At 33.0% G+C, this 24754-nt stretch carries 21 protein-coding genes and 3 pseudogenes; 7 read left to right on the top strand and 17 right to left on the bottom strand.

Annotated features, from left to right (window positions below; all coding sequences use genetic code 11):
- Positions 1 to 2: 2 nt before the first annotated feature.
- Entirely contained in the window at positions 3 to 1094 is a 1092-nt protein-coding gene (gene serC, locus NOU10_RS07365; protein ID WP_003705035.1) for a 3-phosphoserine/phosphohydroxythreonine transaminase, read from the bottom strand.
- Positions 1095 to 1513: 419 nt separating this feature from the next.
- On the opposite strand from serC, the gene NOU10_RS07360 reads away from it, so the two are divergent.
- A complete protein-coding gene (locus NOU10_RS07360; RefSeq protein ID WP_305119820.1) occupies positions 1514 to 3070 on the top strand; it encodes a LysM peptidoglycan-binding domain-containing protein in 1557 nt (518 codons plus the stop codon).
- A gap of 101 nt (positions 3071 to 3171) precedes the next feature.
- Here the strand turns inward: NOU10_RS07360 and NOU10_RS07355 are convergent.
- From NOU10_RS07355 to NOU10_RS07345, 3 pseudogenes are all read right to left on the bottom strand, one after another.
- Positions 3172 to 3279, bottom strand: a pseudogene (locus tag NOU10_RS07355) (6-phospho-beta-glucosidase); the annotation flags it as partial.
- Between the two features lie 41 nt (positions 3280 to 3320).
- A pseudogene (locus NOU10_RS07350) lies at positions 3321 to 3710 on the bottom strand (DUF956 family protein).
- 20 nt (positions 3711 to 3730) lie between these two features.
- Positions 3731 to 4008 (bottom strand): annotated as a pseudogene (locus NOU10_RS07345) (PTS system mannose/fructose/sorbose family transporter subunit IID); the annotation flags it as partial.
- A 37-nt stretch (positions 4009 to 4045) separates the two neighbouring features.
- Here NOU10_RS07345 and NOU10_RS07340 point away from each other — a divergent pair.
- Entirely contained in the window at positions 4046 to 4351 is a 306-nt protein-coding gene (locus NOU10_RS07340) for a hypothetical protein (RefSeq protein ID WP_255906458.1), read from the top strand.
- Between the two features lie 141 nt (positions 4352 to 4492).
- On the opposite strand, the gene NOU10_RS07335 is transcribed toward NOU10_RS07340, so the two are convergent.
- Both NOU10_RS07335 and NOU10_RS07330 read right to left on the bottom strand, forming a co-directional pair.
- Positions 4493 to 4873 carry a VOC family protein gene (locus NOU10_RS07335; RefSeq protein WP_255906457.1) on the bottom strand — a complete coding sequence of 127 codons (381 nt, stop codon included), beginning with the start codon at positions 4871 to 4873 and terminating at the stop codon, positions 4493 to 4495.
- On the bottom strand, positions 4873 to 5313 hold the full coding sequence (locus NOU10_RS07330) for a MerR family transcriptional regulator (protein ID WP_255906456.1): 441 nt from the start codon (positions 5311 to 5313) through the stop codon (positions 4873 to 4875). The genes NOU10_RS07335 and NOU10_RS07330 overlap by 1 nt, the downstream gene beginning before the upstream one ends.
- A gap of 155 nt (positions 5314 to 5468) precedes the next feature.
- Between NOU10_RS07330 and NOU10_RS07325 the strand changes: the two genes are divergently transcribed.
- Together NOU10_RS07325 and NOU10_RS07320 are read left to right on the top strand one after the other, a co-directional pair.
- Complete coding sequence (locus tag NOU10_RS07325; protein WP_003700735.1) at positions 5469 to 6947, top strand: MDR family MFS transporter; 1479 nt, start codon at positions 5469 to 5471, stop codon at positions 6945 to 6947.
- Positions 6947 to 7648 carry a DUF4811 domain-containing protein gene (locus NOU10_RS07320; protein WP_255906455.1) on the top strand — a complete coding sequence of 234 codons (702 nt, stop codon included), beginning with the start codon at positions 6947 to 6949 and terminating at the stop codon, positions 7646 to 7648. The genes NOU10_RS07325 and NOU10_RS07320 overlap by 1 nt, the downstream gene beginning before the upstream one ends.
- 63 nt (positions 7649 to 7711) lie before the next feature.
- Here NOU10_RS07320 and NOU10_RS07315 read toward each other — a convergent pair whose 3' ends face one another.
- The 5 genes from NOU10_RS07315 to NOU10_RS07295 form a co-directional block, all read right to left on the bottom strand.
- Positions 7712 to 8518: an HAD family hydrolase gene (locus tag NOU10_RS07315; RefSeq protein WP_255906454.1), complete on the bottom strand. Its 807-nt coding sequence runs from the start codon at positions 8516 to 8518 to the stop codon at positions 7712 to 7714.
- On the bottom strand, positions 8515 to 9291 hold the full coding sequence (locus NOU10_RS07310) for a DeoR/GlpR family DNA-binding transcription regulator (protein ID WP_255906453.1): 777 nt from the start codon (positions 9289 to 9291) through the stop codon (positions 8515 to 8517). Before NOU10_RS07310 ends, NOU10_RS07315 begins: the two co-directional genes overlap by 4 nt.
- Before the next feature lie 215 nt (positions 9292 to 9506).
- Entirely contained in the window at positions 9507 to 10763 is a 1257-nt protein-coding gene (locus tag NOU10_RS07305; RefSeq protein ID WP_255906452.1) for a D-alanyl-D-alanine carboxypeptidase family protein, read from the bottom strand.
- A gap of 253 nt (positions 10764 to 11016) precedes the next feature.
- Positions 11017 to 11553 carry a biotin transporter BioY gene (locus tag NOU10_RS07300; protein WP_003705057.1) on the bottom strand — a complete coding sequence of 179 codons (537 nt, stop codon included), beginning with the start codon at positions 11551 to 11553 and terminating at the stop codon, positions 11017 to 11019.
- A gap of 136 nt (positions 11554 to 11689) precedes the next feature.
- On the bottom strand, positions 11690 to 13483 hold the full coding sequence (locus tag NOU10_RS07295; protein ID WP_081533449.1) for a DUF2207 domain-containing protein: 1794 nt from the start codon (positions 13481 to 13483) through the stop codon (positions 11690 to 11692).
- A gap of 184 nt (positions 13484 to 13667) precedes the next feature.
- On the opposite strand from NOU10_RS07295, the gene NOU10_RS07290 reads away from it, so the two are divergent.
- Entirely contained in the window at positions 13668 to 13940 is a 273-nt protein-coding gene (locus tag NOU10_RS07290) for a hypothetical protein (protein WP_255906451.1), read from the top strand.
- 77 nt (positions 13941 to 14017) lie between these two features.
- Here NOU10_RS07290 and NOU10_RS07285 read toward each other — a convergent pair whose 3' ends face one another.
- The 6 genes from NOU10_RS07285 to NOU10_RS07260 all read right to left on the bottom strand — a co-directional run bounded on the left by NOU10_RS07285 (position 14018) and on the right by NOU10_RS07260 (position 21744).
- Positions 14018 to 15034, bottom strand: a complete 1017-nt coding sequence (locus tag NOU10_RS07285; protein ID WP_255906450.1) for a glycosyltransferase — start codon at positions 15032 to 15034, stop codon at positions 14018 to 14020.
- Positions 15035 to 15059: 25 nt separating this feature from the next.
- Positions 15060 to 15713 carry a matrixin family metalloprotease gene (locus tag NOU10_RS07280; RefSeq protein ID WP_003709069.1) on the bottom strand — a complete coding sequence of 218 codons (654 nt, stop codon included), beginning with the start codon at positions 15711 to 15713 and terminating at the stop codon, positions 15060 to 15062.
- A 76-nt stretch (positions 15714 to 15789) separates the two neighbouring features.
- Positions 15790 to 16428 carry a TrkA family potassium uptake protein gene (locus NOU10_RS07275; RefSeq protein ID WP_255906448.1) on the bottom strand — a complete coding sequence of 213 codons (639 nt, stop codon included), beginning with the start codon at positions 16426 to 16428 and terminating at the stop codon, positions 15790 to 15792.
- Positions 16429 to 16443: 15 nt separating this feature from the next.
- On the bottom strand, positions 16444 to 17796 hold the full coding sequence (locus NOU10_RS07270) for a TrkH family potassium uptake protein (protein ID WP_255906447.1): 1353 nt from the start codon (positions 17794 to 17796) through the stop codon (positions 16444 to 16446).
- A 151-nt stretch (positions 17797 to 17947) separates the two neighbouring features.
- Positions 17948 to 19693: an alpha amylase N-terminal ig-like domain-containing protein gene (locus NOU10_RS07265; protein ID WP_255906446.1), complete on the bottom strand. Its 1746-nt coding sequence runs from the start codon at positions 19691 to 19693 to the stop codon at positions 17948 to 17950.
- A 116-nt stretch (positions 19694 to 19809) separates the two neighbouring features.
- Positions 19810 to 21744: a sucrose-specific PTS transporter subunit IIBC gene (locus NOU10_RS07260; protein WP_069468787.1), complete on the bottom strand. Its 1935-nt coding sequence runs from the start codon at positions 21742 to 21744 to the stop codon at positions 19810 to 19812.
- 402 nt (positions 21745 to 22146) lie between these two features.
- Between NOU10_RS07260 and NOU10_RS07255 the strand changes: the two genes are divergently transcribed.
- Complete coding sequence (locus tag NOU10_RS07255) at positions 22147 to 23637, top strand: sucrose-6-phosphate hydrolase (RefSeq protein WP_255906445.1); 1491 nt, start codon at positions 22147 to 22149, stop codon at positions 23635 to 23637.
- Between the two features lie 18 nt (positions 23638 to 23655).
- Positions 23656 to 24648 (top strand): LacI family DNA-binding transcriptional regulator, encoded by a 993-nt coding sequence (locus NOU10_RS07250; protein ID WP_003700709.1) that lies wholly within the window; start codon positions 23656 to 23658, stop codon positions 24646 to 24648.
- Positions 24649 to 24754: the final 106 nt, after the last annotated feature.

Genomic DNA, 24754 nt, shown 5'->3' with positions numbered 1-24754 from the left:
TATTATTCCCCTTTATTTTTTAACTCAAATTCCTTCATAAAATCTACCAATACTTTTACACCTTCTAGTTCAAAAGCATTGTATAAACTAGCTCTCATTCCACCTACTAAACGGTGTCCTTTTAAATTCAATAGTCCTGCTGATGTGGCTTCTGCTATAAATTTTTCATCTAACTGCTTATTGCCAGTCACAAAAGGAATATTTGTTAATGAACGATCTTCTCTTTTTACTGGAGAACTAAATAACGTAGAATTATCTAAATATTCATATAGTAATTGTGATTTTTCTTCATTTAGAGCTTGCATCGCTGCTACTCCACCCTGTTCTTTTAACCATTCAAATACCAATCCTGCCATATAAATCGCAAAAACTGGTGGTGTATTCAAAGCTGATTGCTTATCAGCTTGCTTCTTGTAATCTAACATTGAAGGTAAATTGTTTACTTTCCCAATTAAATCACGTTTTACAATCACCACTGTTAGTCCTGCAATACCAATATTCTTTTGAGCACCAGCGTAAATTAATCCAAAATCATCTACATTATATTTTTGTCCTAAAATATTAGACGACATGTCTGCTACAACAGTTTGTCCGGCAAGTCCAGAAGGTAATTTTCGATACATTGTTCCTTCAATTGTATTATTAGTAGTTAAATGAACATAATCATAATTTTTGTTCTCCAATTCAACTTGATGCACTAACTCAGTGTAGTTACTATCTTTAGAACTTGCAACAACATCTACATCAAATTTATGTAATAATTCTGCTTCTTGATACGCTCTTTGAGACCAATGTCCTGTATCTATATATCCGATTCTTCGATAATTATTAGCTAAATTTAGTGGAACTGCCGTAAATTGTAAAGTTGCTCCACCTTGTTGAAATAAAATATCATAATCATCTGGAATTTCCATTAAATATCTCAAATCTTCTTCTGCTTTTTGAAACATTTCTGTGTAAAGTGAAGATCGATGACTTATCTCCATTACACTCATTTGACTACCTTTAAAAGAAGTTAGTTCATCTTGTGCCTTTTTTATAACTTCTTTTGGTAACACAGCTGGACCAGCTGAAAAGTTGTATACTTTCGTCATTTCCTTCACCTTCCAAAATAAAAATTCAGTAACAATATGATATTCATTATTATATAATATAAAAATATTTCTAATAATAATCTAATATTACTACTTTAAAAATTATCGTAATTTCAAATAATTGTCAATTATTTTCTTAATAATATTCGCTACTTCCTGTAATACTTAACTCCTCACTATCATAATTTAACTTTTATGTAACATTTATGTAATTTAAAACTTCAAAAATGAGTTATTTAGAATTAGGGTTCATTGTCCTATCTAGCTATATTCTTATTATTTATTTGGCACACAATTATTACGAGATTTTACATAAATGTAATATATTTATATAGTTACTTGCAATAAAAAAGGGGTACAATGTAGATGTTAAAATAATTTACTATAATCTTCAGGGATTACATTAAGGAGTGACTTACTTGAAAAAAACAGCACAGAAGTTATTAGTAGGTACAGTCGGTGCTGCAGGAGTACTTCTGGCATCAAGTACTGCCGCTAATGCCGATTCAACTACTACACATAAAGTTAAGCAAAATGAAACAGTTTGGGCCTTATCCAAGAAGTATGGTGTTTCTATTCAATCTATTGAAAAGTTAAACCGTATTAACAGCAATCATTTAATTATTACAGGTCAAACTTTACAAATTCCTTCAAAGGATGGCTCTCAAACTGTAAATAAAAATGATAATAAATCTACTTATACCATCAAGAGTGGTGATACATTATGGAGAATTGCCCAAAATAATCACATTTCTCTTGATGAGTTGTTATCTTTGAACAACTTGAATGCTAGTGACATTATCCATCCTGGACAAGTTATTAAGTTAACTTCAGCTGCTGCTACAAGCACATCAAGTACTCAACAACAAGCACAAGATAAAGCAGCTGTTACTACTCCAGCAACTGATAATCAAAGTAGTCAAGCACAAGCTACTTCTGCTTCCAGCAGTTCACAAGCCGTTTCAACAGCTCAAAGTAGCTCTGCTACAACAACAGCTACTAGTTCTTCTGTAACTACTCCAGCTGCTTCACAAGCTACTACTACAAGTTCAAGCAGTTCTGTTGCTCAACAACCTGCTGCTAGCTCTAGTTCTGCAGTTCAACAAAGTTCTTCACAGGTAACTACTCAAAGTAGTTCTGAAGTAAAAGATGACAATGCACAAAAAGTACAATACACAGCTAAAGCTGGTGACTCGTTGTACTCTATTGCTCAAAGTTTTGGAGTTTCAATTGATTCTCTTCGTTCAAATAATAATCTTGGTGCCACATTATTACCAGGACAAACATTAACAATTGTTAACCCTACAAAGACACCTAGCCAAGAAGAAAGTTCTTCTTCTTCTAATAGTGTTGCTACAAACAATACTGCAGCTACTAATTCAGTTGCTCAAAGTAGTTCACAACAATCTGTTGCAAATAATTCTGTTGCCCAAACAAGCAGCAGTCAACAACAAACCGTAACTACTCCAGCAGCATCAAGTAGTTCTGCTGCTAGCTCCAGTTCTGTTGCTCAAACAAACAATACTCAACAAGCAACTACAACTAATACTGCAGCTACAAACAACAACGCTACAGCAGTTAATACTTCTAACGTAACTACAACAACTAATACTGGTTCTGCTTCAGCTAGTTCAATCATTAGTTACGCACAATCATTCATTGGTGTTCCTTACGTTTGGGGTGGATCTACACCATCTGGTTTTGACTGCTCTGGCTTAGTACAATACGTATACGCACACTATGGTGTTAACTTACCTCGTGTAACAACAGCTCAAGAAAATACTGGTACAGTTATCCCTGTATCTGCTGCTCAACCAGGAGATCTATACTTCTGGGGTGCTAAAGGTTCTTCCTACCACGTTGCAATCGCAACTGGTGGTGGTAGCTTTATCCATGCTCCAGAACCTGGTGAAAGTGTAAAAGTTGGTAGCACTCAATACTTCCAACCATCTTTCGCAGTTCGTGTGCTTCAATAGAATACTTACCACAAGACTTAGGAGTCTAGATCCTAAGTCTTTTTATATAGTAAAAAAATGGGCTGATATGCACTATATACATATCAGTCCATTTCTATTTTTTAATCTAAATCTGTACCATTTGATTCAATAACTTTTTTGTACCAATAGAATGAGTCTTTCTTTAAACGTTCTAAACTTCCATTTCCTTCGTCATCACAATCTACATAAAAAACAAAGACTGATAATTTTACCAGTCTTTGTCTTATTATTAAGCTTTCTTCTTCAAGATCATTTTACCCAAATTCTTAAATCTATGTTTGAGAATAAATCCCATACTTGGTGCTTTTCTCAAACTTTCACGTGGAATTCTAGCTTTAATAGCTCTTAAAGTTTGGCGACTATTTCTAGCAGAGAATCTAAAAGTACCATTGCTTTTTGTCCTAATTTCAAAACGTGGAATATATTTTCCACCAAAATAAACATCTGCTACTATATAAGTTATTTCATCTCATGGAATTTGGATATAATCTTGTAACTTTGTTTCGTTGTAAAATTCAAAGGCGTTGTCACCAACCATAATATTTCCGTAAAAAGGACCATTACGATACCATGTACCTTTGCAAGACATATCCATTTTTGTGTTTAGTGACTTAACCATTTAAATCTCAACCTTTCTTTTTATAGTAAACCAATTACATGGAATGCAATAGCTAATACGAAGATTCCAAGAATAATAACGATTGGGGAAACTTTACGCTTCAAAAGATACATACATAAGAATGTTAAACCTAAAGCTGCCAAACCTGGAACTAATTGATCTAAGTTATCTTGTAAAGTTGTAACTTTTGTTTCACTTAATGAACGACCAGCAGCATATTGTGTAAATGCTTCTTGCAATCCTTTTGCTCCTGCTGGATTTTTTCCCAGTCAATATAAGCACCCTTTTGTTGTTTAACAACAAATGAAAAACGCAATATTGAAGAAGAGCTAAGAATGGCTGATCATGCTAATGTAGATGTTCAACAAAAGCTCTTCACTTACTCTCAAGGAGCATCAAGTGTCATGAAAAGTAAAGACATTACTGAGAATTTACAAAAGGAAAATAATGCTGACAATGCTTTAACCGAGGAAAAATTTGCAAGTATTATGGCAAAGTCACAAAAATATCCTGAATTCAAAAATTATAATAATGTCATGCAGACAGCTGATTATTTAATTAATAATGCCCTTGAAAATGGTAACGTTGAAGTGCAATTATCAAATATTCAAAATCAAATTCAAGAAGAATTAGCTAAGTAGTCAAAATTCTCTTTTTTAAGATAGGACCAATTTTCTAATTTATACAATGTAAACGATTGTTTGTATAAATTAGAAAATTGGTCCTATCTCTATATCATTCTTTTTAATTTTTAGGATATTTTATTTTTAGCTTTAACTTTTTTATTCGTGGATTTCCAATGGTGTGCCTGCTGGATCATTAAAAAATGTCATCGCCTTACCGTTAAAGGTATCATTACGAATTTGTTCACATTCTACCCCTTTGGCAGTTAATTCTTTAACAGTTTCTTCTACACTATCAACTCTAAAAGCTAGATGACGTAATCCTTTAGCTTCTGGATAGGTTGGTCGAACTGGAGCTCCTTCTTTGATAAAGATTTCTAATACCATTTCTCCGAATCCAACATTAAATAATATATCATCTTTTTCTGGCCTAACATGCTTATCTAACAAAGTAAAGCCTAGTTTGTCTACATAAAACTCTTTCATTTCTTCGAAATTTGTTCCAATAATCGCAATATGGTGAACCTTGCTAAAATCCATTATTCTTCACCTTCTATTTCTATTGAACACCCATCTTCATTTACTATTCCATATGCATGCTTATTTTCATCGTTGCATACTTTTCCCAAATCAATTTTGCCATAATGCTTATCTTTATCTGTTATCTCAACATCTTTAATAATTTCAACACCAAATCTTCGTAAAACTAATAACTGTTGTCTGCGCTCCTCTGCTTTTTCAATTGAAGCATTTAAAGTATATCCTTCATCTAAAAAATGTTTTATCAATCTTATATGACAATATTCATTAATTGTGAACTTTCTTTTATTTCCATCACCATCATTGATTGATTTTATATATCCTTTTTCCTCCCAATATCTTAATTGTCGAGAAGAAACACCGGTAGATTTGCTCATATCCCCTATTCCAATTTGGATATCATCCATCGCCTTTTTACCATCTGTATTTTGAAAAAACACAACTTTGCTCCTTTCTTTTGTCCATATATTATACATCAATTGTAACTTTTTTAACTCATTTGTCAACTTTCTTGACAAAAATAAAATTAGGGTGTAATATTTTCAAAGTTAAATTGTAAGCTATGAAAATATATTATTTAAGGAGGAAACAAAAATTGGCTGAAACACAAGCTACTGATATTTACGGAAAACCATATAACCGATCTTTACTAGTTCTCGTTTTAATGATTGGTTCTTTTTGTACTATTTTAAATGCTACTTTACTCGCAACTGCATTTCCAGCAATTATGAAATCATTTGACATCAGCACCGCAACGGTTGAATGGTTAACAACTGGTTTTATGTTAGTTAACGGGGTTATGATTCCTATCTCCGCATGGATGATTAACAAATTTAATACTCGTACAATGTACATTGGTGCTATGTCAACATTCTTTGTTGGTACTTTATTATCATTTATCGCCCCTAACTTTGCTACATTGTTAGCTGGACGTTTAATCCAAGGTTTGGGTGTTGGGGTATCTATGCCTCTTCTTCAAACAATCATGTTATCCATCTTCCCGCCTGAAAAACGTGGTGCCGCAATGGGTACTGTAGGGATTGCGATCGGTGTAGCTCCTGCGATTGGGCCTACTCTTTCCGGATGGATCGTTGATAACTTCTCATGGCGTGATTTATTTGGTATGATGCTTCCAATTGTTTTAGGTGTTATCATTCTTTCAATCTTCTTAATGAAAAATGTTATCCCTAACCGTGATCAAGATATCGATGTTATTTCTGCTATTACATCCATTATCGGTTTTGGTTCTATGCTTTATGGATTCTCCAAAGCTGGTAACGACGGTTGGACTGATCCACTTGTACTAGCATTTATTTTTGTTGGTATTATCTTCGTTATTTTATTTGGTTGGCGTCAGCTTAAGATGGAAGTACCATTCCTTGATATCTCTGTTTTCAAATATGGAGAATTTAGTCTTGCTGCCATCTTATCAAGTGTATCCAACCTTGCGATGATGGGAATTGAAATGATTTTACCATTATACATTCAAAATATTCGCGGAGAATCAGCTTTCCACTCTGGTTTAATTTTACTTCCAGGTGCGATGGCAATGGCCATTATGTCTCCAATTACTGGTCGTTTATTTGACCGCTACGGTGCTAGATATATGGCAATCACTGGTTTGACAATGTTGTCTCTAGGAACATTACCATTCCTTTTCCTAACTAGTCACACTTCTATTTTATATATCACTGTTTTCTATGCTGTGCGTATGTTCGGAATTGCAATGGTTATGATGCCTGTTACAACTTCTGGTATGAACGTCTTACCTTTCAAGCAAATTTCTGACGGTACTGCTGTAAACAATACTTTCCGTCAAGTTGTTAGTTCAATCGGTACTGCTATTTTAGTATCTGTATTAAGTACAACTACTAAGGATAATATGCCTGCTAAGTCCTTACTTCACGCAACACCTTTAGCTTATCGTGACAAGGCTATTGATGCTGTTTTAAGTGGTTATACAGCTGCATTTTTAGTAGCCGCAATCTTTGCAATTGTTGCCTTAGCTTTAGCATTCTTCCTCAAAAAAGGAAATCGTGCTCGTGAAGCTGCTATGTTAGGAGGTAAAAAATAATGAGCGTTATCTTACTAATTATTGCTTTAGTATTCTTCTTTATTTGTTCTGTAATTCCATTTAATAAATATCATGGAATTATTGCCTTCTTTTTCTTAGTAATTGCTACTTTGAGTGGTGTCTCAATTGTTGCTAATGATACTTACCACTACGGTATGAAAGTAAAAACTACTACTACTCGTTATCAATTAGTTTCAGCTTCAGATAAGATGAACGTACTTTTATACCAACCACTTGGAAATGGTTCTGAAAAAGTTTATCTTTACAAAACTTCGTCCAAACAAGAGACAAAGCCTATGAAAACAAAGGATTCTAGTGCTAAGTACGTTATTACAAGCGATAAACCGAATGTAACAGTTACTGAAAAACGCTATGTTTATAAAGATGGATTATCCAAATTCTTCTTCGGTATCCTTCACAATAATAACGAATTGAAACATCGCTACTACACTTTCAACATCAATCGTGATTGGAATGTATTAACAGCTAAACAAGCTAAAGAATTAGATAAGTTAGTGAAAAAGAATCAGGCTGCATTGAAATCTCAAGTAGAAACTACAGTTAAGGCTAAAGTTGCTGCTGCAATGCAAGCCAATCCTCAAATGTCAACAGAACAACAAAAAGAATTAATCCAACAAGCTCAAAATGAAGCTACTCAAGCTGCAATGCAAAAATTAATTCAATCTGTAAAAGAAAAATAATCAATCATATAAAATAACCCACGATAAGTCTAATTTCTACTTAGATTTATCGTGGGTTTTATTTTATAGTAAATGATTAACGATATTTTCTAAACCATGCACAATTCCATCTTCTTCATTTGATAGAGTTGTATATGTCGCAATTGACTTAACTTTATCATTAGCATTTCCCATCGCTACCGAAGTACCAACTGTTTCAAACATCTTAAGGTCATTTTCTCCATCACCAAATGCTAATAACTCTTCTTTCTCTAAGCTATCTCTTTGTTTAATATATTCTATTCCAAAACTTTTGACAGCAACTTTGTTAGTAATTTCAAAATAATTATAATTAGAATGATTTGCACTAACACCCTCTAAGTTTATATCTCTGATTATGTTTACAACCTTATCAAAATTTTTCATATTAGTTCCAACAATCATAATTTTATAAATAGGTTCAGTGTAGTCAATTTCATCATATTTCTTCAATGTTGGTTTGATATTAGTGATACTTGTCTCATATCTTGTACCATCATCTTCTTGTTGAGCATACCATTCATCTTTTGTATACCAACTTACTGACACGCCTTCGTATTTATCTTGAATTTTTTCAATTACTCGTCTAGCAGATTCTGCTTGCAATGGATTAGAAGAAATTACTTCATTTCCATCTTTACGTGGTAAAAATATCAATCCACCATTAAATGCTATTTGTTCTCCTTTTAGCCTTAAATCATCAATTGCAAATTGCATTTCTTTAGGTGCACGTGCAGTTACTAAAGTTAGTGGCAAGTCAATTTTTCGTAGATAGTCTACTGTTTTTGGATTAATTTGCCCTTTATCATTCAATAATGTTTTATCCATGTCTGTAAATATATGTTTTATCATTTGATCTCATCTTCTTTCACGTACTTTATCTTTATATCTGGTTTAAAATACTTACGATATTTTTCTTCTAATGGCACATCTGTAATTAATACATCAATATCCTTTAAATTAGCGGACTTATATGGTGAAGAATTATTAGTTACAAATTTATACTTTTGAGCAACTAAAATAACCTTCCTCGATCTTTCAACAACTTTTTTAGCAATTGCCGCATCATACGAATCTACTACCATGACTCCATCTGATTGAATCTTAGAAGTTCCTATAAATGCAGCATCAAAAGTAATATTATCTAATTGAGACAATGTTTCCATTGAATATGTATAACGATTTCCCTTATCGATTTTTCCACCTAATAATTCTACTTCTGGCAACTTATTCAGCATTAACCTCACAGCGTTATCAATCGAATTAGTCATAATTGTAGTATTAACTTGTCCTAACAATTCACACATCTGCATTAATGTTGTGGAGGCACCTACAAAATACAAGCCACTTGGATTAAATTCTTCTCTAGCTAGTCGTGCCATTTTAGCTTTAATTGGGGACTGGATATGGGAACGCGTTACAAATCCTGGTACGTTATTAAATTTTATTTCCATTAATCCACCATGAATTCTAGCTGCTTGACCTGTAGATGTTAATCTCAATACATCTCTTCTAGCCGTATCAAATGCAATCCCAAAATGATCCGCTAATTCGTGCGTTGTTAATTTATGTTTTTTTGCTAACATCTCTTTAATTTCTTCTAACCTTTGTTCTTGAGAAAGCATTTTCATCACCTCTTAGATAATTCTAACATGCTTTACTGATTTTAAACGCATTTAATCAGCAAATTATATTTTAAATTCAGCATATATCAGCATATTAAATCTTAAATGCTGAATAGTTTATTTATAAATACTGATAAAGTCATCTTATCAATTCAGCATTTCATACTAAATGCTGAAAAAAGACGAAGCTCATTTATTGAACTTCGCCTTCTTCCTTATATTACCTCGGTTAGCATCTGCCACCATTTTATGAAAATATTAATTCCTTCTACATTATTATCAGATAATGCTTTAGTTTTTAAATTATTTGAACCATCTATAAATCCTAAATTACCAGCAACAGATATTTGATACTCTCCAACTACTTCACCTTGCTTGATTGGTGCTTCTATTGTAGAAGATTTTGGTGTTAATTTAATTTGTAGCGCCTTTGCTCTAGTGTTCTTAGGCACCCATAAACTTAAATCATTTCCGATTATTGTTGATATACTGCTTTGTTTTCCATACTTGACTTTAACATTCTGTCTTAACGCTTGATTTGTACTTATAGCCAAGTAATCATAATTATTGTAAATATAATTTAACAAATTCTTGGTTTGATCAAATCTAGCATCATTGTCTTTTGCTCCAGCAATTACTGTTATAATGCGGTGACCATCTTTGTTAGTTGTTGATGCAAAACAATAACCTGCTGCATCTGATGTTCCCGTTTTAAGACCATCAACTTCTAAATTTGAATCATCTTGTAGCAATTCATTCTTATTATTAACAGTTGTAATTTCTCCATTATCGTTAAAGTCGATCTTGGTTAATTTTGTCGTTTCTAAAATCTCTGGATACTCTTTAATCAACTTTTGCGAAATAATCGCCATGTCTCGTACTGAAAATTCGTTTTCTGCATTTTCATCTGTATTAGGATATCTTTCATCGCCTAAATATTTAGCTGTCAATCCATTAGCACTATATATTTTAGCATCTGTAATTCCCAAACTTTTGGCAGTTTCTCTCATCTTATCTATAAACTTAGTCTGCGTTCCTGAAATAGCATTGCCAATCAACATAGTTGCTGCATTCGCTGAGCCCACCAACATAGCTTGATATAACTGTTTTATAGTATAGCTATGCCCTTCTTTTAAAGGAACATTTGTTAACTCTGTATTATTACTGATATCTACTTCAGTTACAGTAGGAGTTACTTTAGTTTCCCAAGTAATTTTTCCTTCATGAATTGCTTGTAATAATATATAAGCTGTCAAAAGTTTGGACATTGAAGCAACTGGATATGTTTGTTTATCATCTTTGGCATAGATAATTTGTCCCGTTTTTGCATCTATCGCAATTGCAGATTTAGCCTCTAAATCTAGTTGTGGCAAAGTTTGATCAGCCTTGATTAAACTTAATTGTCCTACACCTGTTACTATTATCAAAGAAGTTAAGATACTTATTCCTAATTTTTTTAATTTCTTAAACACTATTTTTTCCTTTCTATACTTACATTCATCGAAATAATAGTATCATTATACAATAAGTTTATTTCAGAATACAATAAGTTTATTTCAGATTGAATTTTCATCCTGTTTATGCATAATAGTCCCACATTTTTAATTCAAAGTCTAACTTACAAAAGAATTCTTTGAAAAAGTCTCAAACTTAAAAAACGTTAGAAATTAATTTCTAGCGTCTTTTTGGATATTGATATTTTTAATCTGAAAATCTAGTTTTTTTCTAGCTTTCAATAACATTCATTTTTTTCAATCTTCTATAAATTAGCACTACAACCAAAGCTTTAATTGTATCACCAGGAATAAATACTAAGTTAGCTATCAATGCTTTCATAAATGGCATGTGAGCTATAACTGTTAACCCTACTGCTCCTAAAACGTCTATAAAGAGAACACCTGCTACCCAAACCACTAAAAGTTCTAGCCAGAAATTTGAATACGAAAATTTCTTTAACCCATAGCCTATTAATGCTGCTGCAAATGGGTAAGCATAAATATAGCCAGCGGTTGCTCCAACAAAGACTGCAACTCCTCCTCCACCACCTGTCATTAGTGGAAATCCAGCTGCTACTAATAGTAAGAAAATAATAACTGATAAAAATCCACGCTTAGAGCCTAAAATAGCTCCAGCTAACATTATTCCCATATTTTGTAAAACTATTGGAACAGGAATAAATCCCAAAGGAATTGGTGGTACAAATCCTAATACAATAATAATTGCTGTCATCATCGCAATTAATGCTACATTTTTTGTTTTCAATTTTCTTCCTCACTTTCTAATTCAAAACATATAGATATTATACCCCATACCCCAATAATTGTTAACCTATTTTTATAATAAAGTTAACAATAAACGCAAAAATAAAAATCCCAGTAGTTTCCTACTGAGATTCATTCTAAAATGCTCCACCACCAGAGCCACCACCAAATCCACCAGAACTACCGCCAGAAAAGCCACCGGATCCGCCTGATGGTGAGGAATAATTTCCCATTCCTCTGGTAAAGCTACTATTAAAATCATTACTAAAATTAGCAATTCCATTATGATAGATGAATGGATAGTAGTAAATAAAATTACTATTTTGCAGTTCTTCACTTGTAAAGTTGTCAATTAAGGCTTTAGATACTTTTTTAGATAATCCTAAAGCAACTGCATATGGTAACAGTCCTTCCCATAAAACAATGTCACCAACTTCTTTAAGATTAAATCTACCAATATCGTCCATCATACGATAAAAACCTCGCAGCTCTGTCATTCCAGCTGCACCTGTTTTGGTATAAATTGAACCTTTCATTATAAAGTATAGAATTGAGGCCACTAGTAACACTAAGCTTACCCCCATGACCCATAGAGCGGCTGAATTATCAGTGACAATGAGTCCCACGATTAATATTAACAGCAAAATACCAGAAATGATTGCTCTTCTAATCATAGCCGATTTTGCATTATCCGAAACCCATCCTAGTTTGCTAGCCTTAGTTCTAACTGATTTCTGCCAAGCCTTATACGCATTTACAACATTCATATGTTCATGCTTTTTCTTACCGTATTTCTTTATTTGTTTCATACTTACCTGCTTGGTATCACCTATTTTGTTAAACAACAATTTTAATATTTCATTATTGGATAATGCTGTTTCATCCAGTAGGGTTAAAAGATAGTCTTTCTTTTTATTTGGGATTGGTTCAATTTTTATTACTCTTTTTACTGATAGCTCTAGCAAATAAGCACTTAACGCCTTGTTATCAGGATCTGTATCTCTAAATAAACTTTGCGCTACCGCAGCTTCATAATTTGGTAGCTCGAACACATGAGGGGCATTCTTGATTGATAATGGACGGTAAGTCTCCTCTTTTAGTGGCATCAAATTATATAAGATACTTCCAAATGATCCCACACAGATTACTACAAACATCGCTCCAGCCCAAAGTCTATCTTTTCTTTCCTGCACTTTACGTTTTCGATTAGCTTCTAAGGCTAGTTGTTTTTCTTGTTTCTGAACCTCAGCCTTATGCTTTTCATTTCGTACATTAGTATTCTCCGGAGTGAGAGCTACTGGAAACAAAATATGACTTTCTACAAAAGTTTTGGCCTGTAATTCATCCAAGCTAAGTGTTACTTCTCCTAATTTTTTATTTACTTTCGTTGTTCCTGTTAATGGTCCATGACTCCAAGCTTGCAAAACAGAAACGTTTTGTCCTGGTAATTTAATTGTTACCTTTATATTATTTAACTCAGTTTCCCAACCATCACCAATTACTTTAAAATTCAATTCAGCTGTGTCTTTCCAGTTAATAACAGCATTATTTAATACATATTGATATGTGAAATTCACTTCTTGATTATCAGCGTTATGATAGACCTTAAATAAATATCCTTTATCATCATGCGTTAGTTTATATGTATTATTCTCCGCACTATCATTTTGTTGGGCTTCTTGTCCATTAATCCATACTTGAGTTTGACTTATTTGCTGATTACTTTCCAAATTTTGACGATAGTATACGCCATGTGCTTCATCCGGAAAATCATAGCGAATATGTCTTTTAATTATTAATGATCCATTTTTTTGAACATTAACATTAACTGTATAGTCTTTTACATCATAATTTACATCAGCTTGAATATTCTTTATTCCTATTAGCGAGAGGAATATGCAACAAAGAATAAGTACTATGTTCCTTTTCATCATCCCACCTCTTTCTATTTCACACCTTAATTATACCAAATAAGATTTATCTACTAAAATTTCAAAATATCGTCAATTATTTTAACAAATCTTTAGTTATCGTTTACATTTACTTTATAACACTCTGTTAATATAGGAATCGTTGATACAGATAAGTGTTTCTTTTAGAAATGAGCTGATTAAAATGAATGAAAAAAATATAGAAGTTAAAATTAATGAAAATGATATTGTTCCTGCACAAGTTGTAAAAGTTAATAATAAAACAATTACTCTAAAAACCGAAGACAATGAGATTATTACGGTTGATAGACCAAAAAGTACTATCAAAGATAAACTTTTCTTAAAAACTATGATTGATATTTTACGTAGTGGTATTTGGATTCCAGTAAATAAGAAGTTAAAACAATTACTACGTTATGACTGGTTTGATTCTCTAGAAGAATATCAATTTTTGTAAAGAAAATTAAATAATTTCTCAATAATAAAAAGATTGCTAAAGATCGTTTTAATAATGATCTCTAGCAATTTTTACTTTTATATTCGATTAATTCCTTTTATCCTATCTTCAGTATTTAACAAGAAAATTGCCGTTTTAAACATTCCCTTATTAATTAATTTTCTAAAGATTTTTCCACGCTTAGATAATGCTTTGTCAAAGACATCTCTGTTAAAACCTTCATACTGTCCTTCACATACAATATCTTCTAACCTTGCCTTAGCTTCTGTATAGGTCAAGCGTCCAGTTCTCACTAAAGGTGCAAAATAACATTCAATCAGAAAGATTATTCCAGTTATACCAAAACGTATTTTAATTTTTTCGACTATTGAATTAGATTTAAGTCTAGATAATATTTCTAACAAATACTTACGGAAAAGTAATTCATTAGTTACATTATATTCATTGAATAAATGTACTGAGCTAGAATCATGAACTACATAAAATTTACCCTTTGTTTCTACTACTTTATTTGCCAATGATACTGCATCAAAAACAAATAGTGTATCTTCTCCTACTCGTAATCTATCATTAAAAGATATCTTATTTTCAATCAGAAACGATCGTAAATATATTTTGTCCTGTATTCCTGTGCTAATCACATGTCTACCTAACATCGAAATTTCTGCCAAAACTTCTGCTCTGTTACCATCCTTATTTAGATCTATAGCCTCATTTCTATCCGTATCAAAAATTATTATCTCAGCTTTTTGGGCTAGTTTTTCTTTCAAATCAACTATATCTACTAAGGCAAGCTCATCATCACTATCAACAAAGGTTACATACTGTCCTGTACTATATTTAATCCCTGTATTTCTAGCTTTACTTACTCCACCATGTGAGTTTCTTATTAATTTTAATGCTAATGCCTGATTCTTTTTTTGGAGCTCTTCAAAAATTTTCACAGTTTTATCCGTAGATCCATCATCTATAGCTAACACTTCTACTAAACTTTCTTGATTTTTGAATGCCTTCGAAATACTAATAATAAGCCTTTCAATACTATTCTCGACATTATACATTGGTATTACAATTGTAATTAGATAATCTTCCACCCAATCTTCTCCCCTAAATTTAATTCTAATTTTCCTGATACAGTTTCTTAACGACATCTACATCGCGAGGCTGAATCGTATAATAAGATCCTGCTGGCTGCATAACTGATACTTCATTGGTATGATCTAGTCCTATCGCATGTCCCAACTCATGTTCAGCAGTATTAATAATTCGTTGTTCACTGTAACCATATGTGGCACTTTCTAGATAATATCGATTTAAATAAACTGTAGCCTTAATAATACGCTTAGTTTGCTCGTCAGTTGTAGTATCTGTCGTTCCTGCAGTTCCATCATCATTTTCCATTAACTTGCCTACTATGTCTGCGTCTTTCTTATCATTCACAATCTTAAACGTAAACGCACCAGTATTATTCCACTGTTTTATTGCTGACACAAAGGCATTGTATAAAGTACTATCATCAATGTCTATATAGACTGTGGCTGTATTGTTAGGCCAACGGTTATTGTCATATTTAACATTATCCGTTTGTACTTTATTCTTCTGTTCTCCACTTTCAAGTGTATAATTGGTCTTTTTCCCTAATAATTCTTCTACTTGATTTACATATGGCATTATCGCCTGTAAATATCGTGGTGTTGTTAAGACTTTTTGTATTCCTACTAGAATTACTGCTATAATTCCCAGCCTTACTATTAGTCGAAAAATAGTCTTCACACTATCCCATCCTTAGCTTAATTTACCTGCTATTTTAACATACACTTAGTTATAAATTGTGCATCTTAAGACTTTTTTATAATCCTAAATCGTGTTTATCTGTTACAACCAGAATTGTATCTCCCTTGTCAAAAGTCAAATTAGGGCCAATATCTGTCTGCAAATCATTATTTCGTCTAATCGCAATTACATTGAGACCATATTTTGAACGTAAATCTAATTCTGCCAATGGTTTATGTAACCATTCATCTTTAACATTTATTTCTATTATTGAAATTTTATCTGAAAGTTCTATGTAATCTAAGAAATTTTTTGCAACTAAATTATGAGCTGTTCGCATCGCACCATCGCGTTCAGGAATGACCACTCGATCAGCTCCAACTTTTTTAAAAATCGTTCTCTGTGTATCATCCGATGCTTTAGCTATTACTAAAGGCACTCCTGCATCTTTAGCCGCTATAATTGCCATGATCGAAGCACTGAGATTACCTGACATTGAAACAACCACACCATCCATATTATTCAATCCCAGTTTCTCGTATGCCATTTCATTTAATGCGTCAATGGAAATGGCCATTGTTACGTCATCAGCAATCGCTGTAATCTTATTTTCATTCTTATCTATAGCTAACACATCGGCTCCTATTTCCATTAATTCATAGGAAACACTTCGCCCAAACTCTCCTAAACCAAAAACTGCATATGACTTATCCATCTTTCTACCTTCCTTCTAACCTACTCTAATATTTCCCGGGGCATATTTTAGATTTGCATGATGTTTTCTTCTCATTAATGCTAATAAAATAGAAATTGGACCTACTCTACCTAAATACATGCAAGCAATAATCAAATATTTTGCTGCTGTCGTTAAATGTGGAGTCAAATCACGACTTATACCCACTGTTCCCAAAGCACTATAAACTTCAAAGACATTATCTGTCATATCTCCAGCTTGGATAAAGTACATCAGTAACACCGCTAAAACACTTGCTGCAACACTAATCAGTGTAATCGCAATCGCCTTTCTGGTTGTTTGACGTGGAACTTGCCGTTTGAAACAAATTGCTTCTGGCTCACCTTTTATCGTTGCTCTAACTTCAGCTAGTATCACTGCTAATGTGGTTGTCTTAATTCCACCAGCTGTACCAGTTGGTGATCCACCAATAAACATTAAGAAAACTGTCAACATTACTGATGGAATGGTTAAGTTTGCTTGAGGAATAGTTACAAAACCAGCTGTTCTAGTAGTCACAGATTGGAATAGTGCCTCTAACATCGCCTGACTATTTTTAACACTACCTAATGTGTTAGGATTACTTCTTTCAAAAAGATAATATAGAATTGCTCCACCAAATATCAAGGCAAATGTTGTTGTCAAAACCATCTTAGTATGTTGTGACAGTGTATTTTTTAATCTTTTTCCCCTACCATTTTTGTAGTAACGGTACTGATTAACAAAACCTTTTATTAATTCATTCCATACTGTAAAACCTAGACCCCCACAAACAATAAGTAGCATTGTTACGATATTCAGCCACCAATTACCTGCATAAGCAATTAAACTATTATCTGCCAATAAGTCAATTCCGGCATTACAAAAAGCAGATACTGAATGAAAAATTGAATACCAACTTCCTGTAAGAAAACCAAAGTGTGGTATGAAATATATAGAATAAGCTATTGCTCCTAATCCTTCTATCATCAATGACTCTTTAATGACTCGAATTACAAAGTTTACAATTCCTTTATTATTATCTAGATTAAAAGCATCAGCCATTAATAGTCTATTTTGTAGTGATATTCGCTTACCAGTTGCAAAAAAGGCTAACGACATCAGCGTTATCGTTCCTAAACCTCCAAGCTGGATTAGCAATAAAATTACGATATGTCCTAGGCTCGACCAATGAGTTGCTGTCGTAACTGTTACTAATCCAGTAATACAGACACTTGTTGTTGCAGTAAATAGTGCATCAACAAAATCTGTACTTTCTCCATTCGCACTCATAATAGGCAACATTAAAATCAAGCTACCAATCATTATCGCTAGTAGAAAACTCAAAGTAATAATTTGAATTCGAGACAACCCTCGCCTCGTCCGCATTTTTCTTCTTCCGTACATATTAATTCCCTTATTCTCTATAAAATAAAAATCATAACATTACAATTAATATATCATAATTTCTCGAATTACTAAAAAAGCATACTTAGAAATGATTTCCAAATATGCTTTTACTTTATGCTTCTAATATTACAAATCCGTACTGACCTATTTCGGATTTTTCATCTACAATATTTTGACCTAAAATTAATTTAGCATGTTTAGGTAAGACAAATTTTATTCCATTGTAGCCAAAATTAAATAAAGCAAATAATCTTCTTTTATCTTTTCTTCTGATAAAACTTACATAATCATAACTATCACTAATCTGGCCCCACTCAAAACTGCCTTCACTTAGAATTTTATAGTTTTGCAACCTAAAATTATTCAACACTTTGATAAAACGCATCATCTTATCGTCTTGATCTTCTTGGTTCCAATCCATTCCTGCTAGATTACTTGGAAAATCATGCCCTGAAAGACCTAGTTCTGTTCCATAAGTAATTGCTGGACTACCTTTTAATAAATACATAAAGGTTAACAAGGAGCGCATCAAAGCTTTATTTTCGCGACAGCGCGTTAAAATTCTCGAAGATGTTAAATCATCCAATGTTCTTAAAGTCACTCGACTTAGCTTGGTATTTTGAGCTAACATTTGGCGACTTAATTGATACTTAAATTCACTAGCGGCGATTTTCTTATCTCTAGCAAAATTCAATAATAAATTACCCAAAGCATCATCTGTCATCGCATCAAAATCACCTAATTGAACTACACTAATAGTACTCAATTCTGATTTCCCAACTAGGTAAAAATCAGGTTTCATCTTCTTAAGATTTCGGTTTAATAAATGTACAAATTCTCGACTCAATTTATCAGCATGATCCAATATTAATCCATCAATCTCAAAATGTTCTACCCAATATTTTATTGCTTGAATTAGATATGTTTGAACTTCTGGATTTTTTAAATTCAATGTTGGATAATGTGGATTTAACTCACTGAGTTTATAATTAGCTCTGACAATATTTTTATTATGTGGATCTTGGCTATATTTAGGTGGAAATCCCTTAATATTAAACCAATCTACATATTTCGCATGTTGTCCCTCTTCTAGAATTTCACGCCATTGTCTAGAATTATCACTTAAATAAGCTAAATTCATTTTTAGTACTACTTTCATATTGCGGCGATGTAAGTTGCTGACTAACATCTTGAAGAGATCTTTATTGCCAAATTGGCTATCAATGCTATAAAAATCATTAGTCGTTAATTTAAATGGTCCATCACCTTCAAAAATAGAAGATAGCACAATGCCATTAATGCCTAAATTTTGTAAATAATCTAGTTTACTCAAAATACCAGTTAGATCTCCGCCTAAAATTTGAGTTGTATTGTCTTCATTCTCGGATAACTTAGCTAGATTATCGTTGCCATTAGCAAATCTATCAATTTGGATTTGATACCAGACTGTCTTTGTAACCCAATCTGGAATTTGCGTTACTTGTCGCATATCTCTATTTTCAATAATAAATCCATGTGGTGAATTGGCATTTTCTTCCGTAGCTTCACATAAACGTTGGGCGTCATAAAGTCCCACATTACCGTAAGTGTCTGTAACTTTAAATACATATTGTGCTTCATTTTTGTTTAATTTTAATGTGACTTCCCAATAATCATGATATCTAGTTGCGAAAGTTTTCTGCATAAAAAAGCTTTCATATCTCCAGCTATCATTATTATTCCCGCTAACTTCACCTACCAAAACCGTTACATCCGCTAAATCATTGTGGGCTGATTGTAATTGAAGGTGTAATTCATCCTTATTTTCATAATAAGCCATCTCACTTGCTGGTATATGTAATATCGCTGCTTTATTCAACTAACATCCCACCTTTACAATTTCTCTTAGCACTATTATACAACATCGCTTACATTTTCAAAAAAATAAAAAAGTATCTGACTCCTAATTAAGTCAGATACTTTTCCAATCTATTCTTATCTTGCAGTTACTGCTACTAAATCGTCACCATGATTTACTTTTGTATTGTCAATTCTATCAACAGAAGCATAGTTCATAGTGTTTGTAACAACAACCATTACTGTAGTGTCGTAGCCAGCTGCTTTGACTGCATCTAAATCAACAGTTCCTAACTTGTCGCCCTTCTTAACTTTTTGGCCTTGTTTTACGAATGATTCGAAATGTTGACCTTTCAAGTTAACTGTATCAATGCCGACATGGATTAATACTTCAGCGCCGTTATCTGATTTCAAGCCATAAGCATGCTTAGTTTCATAAGCAACTGTTAATTCACCATCAACTGGAGCATAGATTGTACCATCAGTTGGAACAACTGCAGCACCATTACCCATTGCTAGAGTAGAGAAAACAGGATCATTTACGTCAGTTAATTTCTTTGATTCACCACTAATTGGAGCTGCAACAACTTCATCGTTTAATTTGCTTTCAGCAGCTACTTGTTCTTCAACTTTTGCTTCTGTTTCAGCAGCTTCAGATGCAGATACAACAGGAGCTACTTGTTCTTCTTTCATGTGACCTTTACCGTAGATAAATGTCAAGATAAATGCTACAGCGAAACTGATTAATTCAGCAACAACGTACATTGGAATTGATTTTGGATAAATAGATAGGAATCCGATAAATCCAGCAGCACCCATTGAAGCTGCGATAATGTGCATTAAGCCTGCAAATGCAGCTGCCACACCAGAACCAATTAAAGCACAGAAGAATGGGAATTTATACTTCAAGTTTACCCCGAATAAAGCTGGTTCAGTAATTCCTAGTAAAGCAGATACACCAGCAGATGAGGATAGACCCTTCATCTTCTTATCTTTTGTTAAGAAGTAAATTGCGAATGTTGCAGCACCTTGAGCAACGTTAGCCATTGATGCAACAACGAAGATAAAGTCACCGGCACCATGTCCGTTAGCAAATGCTGTAACCAATTGTGTTTCGATTGCAGGGAAACTTTGATGCAAACCTGTCATAACAATTGCAGAGTATGTTAAACCAAAAATACCCATACCAACAAAGCTTGTTGTGTCGTATAACCATACAATACCGTTTGTTAACATATCAGATACAGTCTTTAGAACTGGTCCAATTACTGTAAATGTTAAGAAACCAGTAATCATAACTGAAAGTAATGGTGTGAATGTGAAGTCAACAGCTGCTGGTAACAACTTGTGGAATCTCTTTTCCAAAAAGGCAAGTACCCATACGGCAGCGATTACAGGAATAACCTGATAAGCATAGTTTGTTTGAGCAACATGCATTCCGAAGATGTCCCAGTATTTAGCAGTCTTACCTAAATCTGGAGAAGTCATAATCATACCAATAGCAGCACCTAAGAAACGGTTAGCACCAAAACGCTTAGAAGCTGAGATTGCAACTAGAATTGGCATGAAGATAAATGGAGCAGCAGACATTAATTGAATCATGTCTGATAAGCCCTTAATAACTGGAGATGTTGAAACAATTGACTTAGGTCCGAATAATCCAGGTTGAGTCAAGAAGTTGTTCAAAGCCATCAACAAACCACCAGCAACTAAGGCAGGGATAATTGGTACAAAAATATCTGATAATAGCTTGATAAATGCCATTACTGGGTTAAATTTTTGACCTTGTTCAGCAACCTTCTTTAAATCATCTGTAGATAATTCCTTTAAACCTGTATCTTTAATCAATTCATCATAGACGTTATTTACATCGCCCGGTCCAATGATAACTTGATATTGTCCATTTGTTTTAAATGTTCCTTTTACATCTGGATCAGCATCGAGAGCAGCTTGATTTACTTTCTTATCGTCTTTAAGTACCAAACGTAATCTCGTAGCACAGTGAGCGGCAGCGATTAAATTATCTCTACCAACAGCGTCAACTACATTTTTAGCAACTTTTTTGTGATCCATGATCTACACTTCCTTCTCATCTAAATTTACGCTTTCTTGAAAACGCTTAATAATTATTACACTATTTATGATAACGCATTTTTATTATATGTCAATCGTTTATCACAAAAAATATTTTATTTCTTTTAAAAATACCTTTAAAACGCTGATGAAATCTATATTTTCTCTACTTAATTAAATTTTATGAATATCGTTTAGCAATTTTGGCTTAAAAATGCTCAAAAATCTCTATTTCAGATAAAAATCCAATATTTCATGACAATTTCAGTGATTTATTCCTCATTTAATCACTTTTTTACATGCTATAATAATGCTTGTAGTTATGTTATACGATTGACAGTTTTTTCGATATTAAATATAATAACAGATGAGAATACGTTTACAATAATAGGAGGAATTATTATGGAATGGACACGTGAATCACGTTATAAAAAATATTCTGAATGGGATGCGGAAACTTTACTGAAGTTACAGGCACAAGCAACAGCTTCAAAATACCAAATGTCTTATCATATTCGCCCTCAATCAGGCTTATTAAATGATCCTAACGGTTTTTCTTACTTTAATGATGAGTACCATGTTTTCTATCAATCTTATCCATTTGGTGCAGTTCATGGTTTGAAATCTTGGGTTCATTTAACTTCTCCAGACTTAGTTCACTGGAAGAACCTCGGATTAGCAATCAATGCTGATACTAAATACGATAGTCATGGTGCTTACTCTGGTTCAGCACGTGTTATCGATGATAAATTATTCTTAATGTATACTGGTAATCATCGTAGTAAAGAATGGGTTCGTTACCCTTATCAAATTGGTGCGATCATGGACAAGGACAACAATATTACTAAACTTGATAAACCTATGATTGAACCTGTAGATCATATAACAGAACATTTTCGTGATCCACAATTACTAAAACATCGCGATGAATACTTTGTTATCTTAGGTGCTCAAGATGCTGAAACAAAGACTGGTAAAATCTCACTCTTCCGTTCAAAAGATTTAAAGAACTGGCAAGACCTAGGTTATCTTGATTTTACTGAAGAAGAAATGGGATACATGGTAGAATGCCCTAATTTAGTCTTTGTTGATGATCAACCTGTACTTATTTTCTGCCCACAAGGTTTAGATAAGAAAGTTGCTGATTATGAAAATATCTATCCTAATATGTATATTGTTGGTTCAGATATTCGTTTAGACAAAGCTAAATTCAATACTGATCAAAAAGCACCTCTAAATCTTGACGATGGTTTTGATGTTTATGCTACACAAGCATTCAATGCACCTAATGGTAAAGCTTATGCTATTTCTTGGATTGGACTTCCTGACATCTCTTATCCAACTGATAGTGAAAACTGGGCTAACTGCTTAAGTCAGGTTAAAGAATTATCTGTAGTTGATGGTGAATTATACCAACGTCCTGTTCCAGCTATGGCATCACTTAGAGAAGAAGGAACTCTTGTTAGAAGTGAAGAAGTATTTGATGGCCAACAAATTGTCCACTCTACAGCTTCAAAACATTATGAATTAAAACTTGATCTTACAGCTGGTCAAAATGGTAAATTATTCCTAGCAGCTAATAAAGATCTATCCCAAGGAATTGAAATTAAATTCTCTACTGCTGATGATGCTTTCCTTACAGTAGATCGTAGTAAGGCTGGTATTCCTTTCGCAGAAGATTACGGTACAACTAGAACTATTGCTTTGCCAGCTAACAAACAACTTAGCTTAGATATATTCGTTGACGGTTCTATTTGCGAAATCTTTGTTAATAATGGTAGACATACCTTAACTTTAAGATTTTTTGCTCCTGATGGTAATAATAAGATTGCGTTTATTAGTGATAAAAAGCTACAATATACTGGTACCTATTGGAATATGAAAAATATTTAGTTAAGGAGTGAAAGTTATATGCGAGCTAAATTAAGCGATGTTGCTAAAAAGGCTGGCGTTTCTCCTACAACTGTTTCACGTGTTATTAATAATTACGGTTATATTAGTGATAAAACTCGTAATAAAGTACATGAAGCAATGAAGGAGTTAAATTACCAACCTAACTCATTAGCCCGCTCGCTACACGGTAAAAAGACTAATCTAGTTGGCTTAATATTTCCTGGTGTTTCCAATCCATTTTTTGGTGAATTGGTCGAAGAAATAGAAAATAAACTTTTTGAAGATGGTTATAAAGTTATCTTATGTAATGCTGCTTATAATAAAGAAAAAGAACGTTCTTATTTAAGAATGCTCTTAGCCAATCAAGTTGATGGAATTATTGCCGGTGCTCATAATTTAGGTATCGATGAGTATCAAGAATTTGGTTTGCCAATCGTTTCTTTTGATAGAAGTTTATCTGAAAATGTTCCTATTGTTAGTTCGGATAACTATAAAGGTGGAGTTATTGCTACTCAAGAGTTGTACGATGCTGGTTGTCGACATATATATTTTGTAGGTAATCCAGTTCAAAAAGGTAATCCAACTGACCATCGACTTTCAGGTTATCGTGACACAATTAAAAAGTTAGGATTAACTTTACATATTCATCCAGTATCTTTTTCAGAAACACCTATGCTCAAAATTATGGCAATTAAGCAACTACTTTCTGAACACAAAGCAGATGGAATCGTATGTACCGATGATCTTACTGCATTGCTAGTCATTCAAGCAGCACAAGAACTTGGTATTAATATTCCTGAACAATTAAAGATAACTGGTTTTGATGGTACTAAATTTATCCAACAATATCATCCTGAATTATCAACTGTTGTTCAACCTACTAAAGATATTGCTGCTTTATTGGTTAAACTTCTAGAACGTAGAATTGCTCATCCTGATGAAGATCTAAAACAAAAAAGTTATATTTTACCTATTAGATTCATTAAGTCTAAAACAATTTCAGACAATTAAAAAAGTTCCTATCGAAAACCGGTAGGAACTTTTTACTATGCATATATCTATTCTATTATTCTATGAGATAAATAAAAAAGCTAGGAATTACTTCCTAGCTCTCATT

This window comes from Ligilactobacillus sp. MP3 (genome assembly GCF_024436335.1).
Taxonomy (GTDB): Bacteria; Bacillota; Bacilli; order Lactobacillales; family Lactobacillaceae; genus Ligilactobacillus; species Ligilactobacillus salivarius.
The sequence above is the reverse complement of the archived record's forward strand: the minus strand, read 5'-3'. Positions and strand labels throughout refer to the sequence as shown.

Coding starts and splice junctions, on each gene's coding strand:
- serC (WP_003705035.1), bottom strand. CDS start 1,094: ATGACGAAAGTATACAACTTTTCAGCTGGTCCAGCTGTGTTACCAAAA.
- NOU10_RS07340 (WP_255906458.1), top strand. CDS start 4,046: ATGGCTGATCATGCTAATGTAGATGTTCAACAAAAGCTCTTCACTTAC.
- NOU10_RS07335 (WP_255906457.1), bottom strand. CDS start 4,873: ATGGATTTTAGCAAGGTTCACCATATTGCGATTATTGGAACAAATTTC.
- NOU10_RS07320 (WP_255906455.1), top strand. CDS start 6,947: ATGAGCGTTATCTTACTAATTATTGCTTTAGTATTCTTCTTTATTTGT.
- NOU10_RS07315 (WP_255906454.1), bottom strand. CDS start 8,518: ATGATAAAACATATATTTACAGACATGGATAAAACATTATTGAATGAT.
- NOU10_RS07310 (WP_255906453.1), bottom strand. CDS start 9,291: ATGCTTTCTCAAGAACAAAGGTTAGAAGAAATTAAAGAGATGTTAGCA.
- NOU10_RS07295 (WP_081533449.1), bottom strand. CDS start 13,483: ATGAAAAGGAACATAGTACTTATTCTTTGTTGCATATTCCTCTCGCTA.
- NOU10_RS07290 (WP_255906451.1), top strand. CDS start 13,668: ATGAATGAAAAAAATATAGAAGTTAAAATTAATGAAAATGATATTGTT.
- NOU10_RS07275 (WP_255906448.1), bottom strand. CDS start 16,428: ATGGATAAGTCATATGCAGTTTTTGGTTTAGGAGAGTTTGGGCGAAGT.
- NOU10_RS07260 (WP_069468787.1), bottom strand. CDS start 21,744: ATGGATCACAAAAAAGTTGCTAAAAATGTAGTTGACGCTGTTGGTAGA.
- NOU10_RS07255 (WP_255906445.1), top strand. CDS start 22,147: ATGGAATGGACACGTGAATCACGTTATAAAAAATATTCTGAATGGGAT.
- NOU10_RS07250 (WP_003700709.1), top strand. CDS start 23,656: ATGCGAGCTAAATTAAGCGATGTTGCTAAAAAGGCTGGCGTTTCTCCT.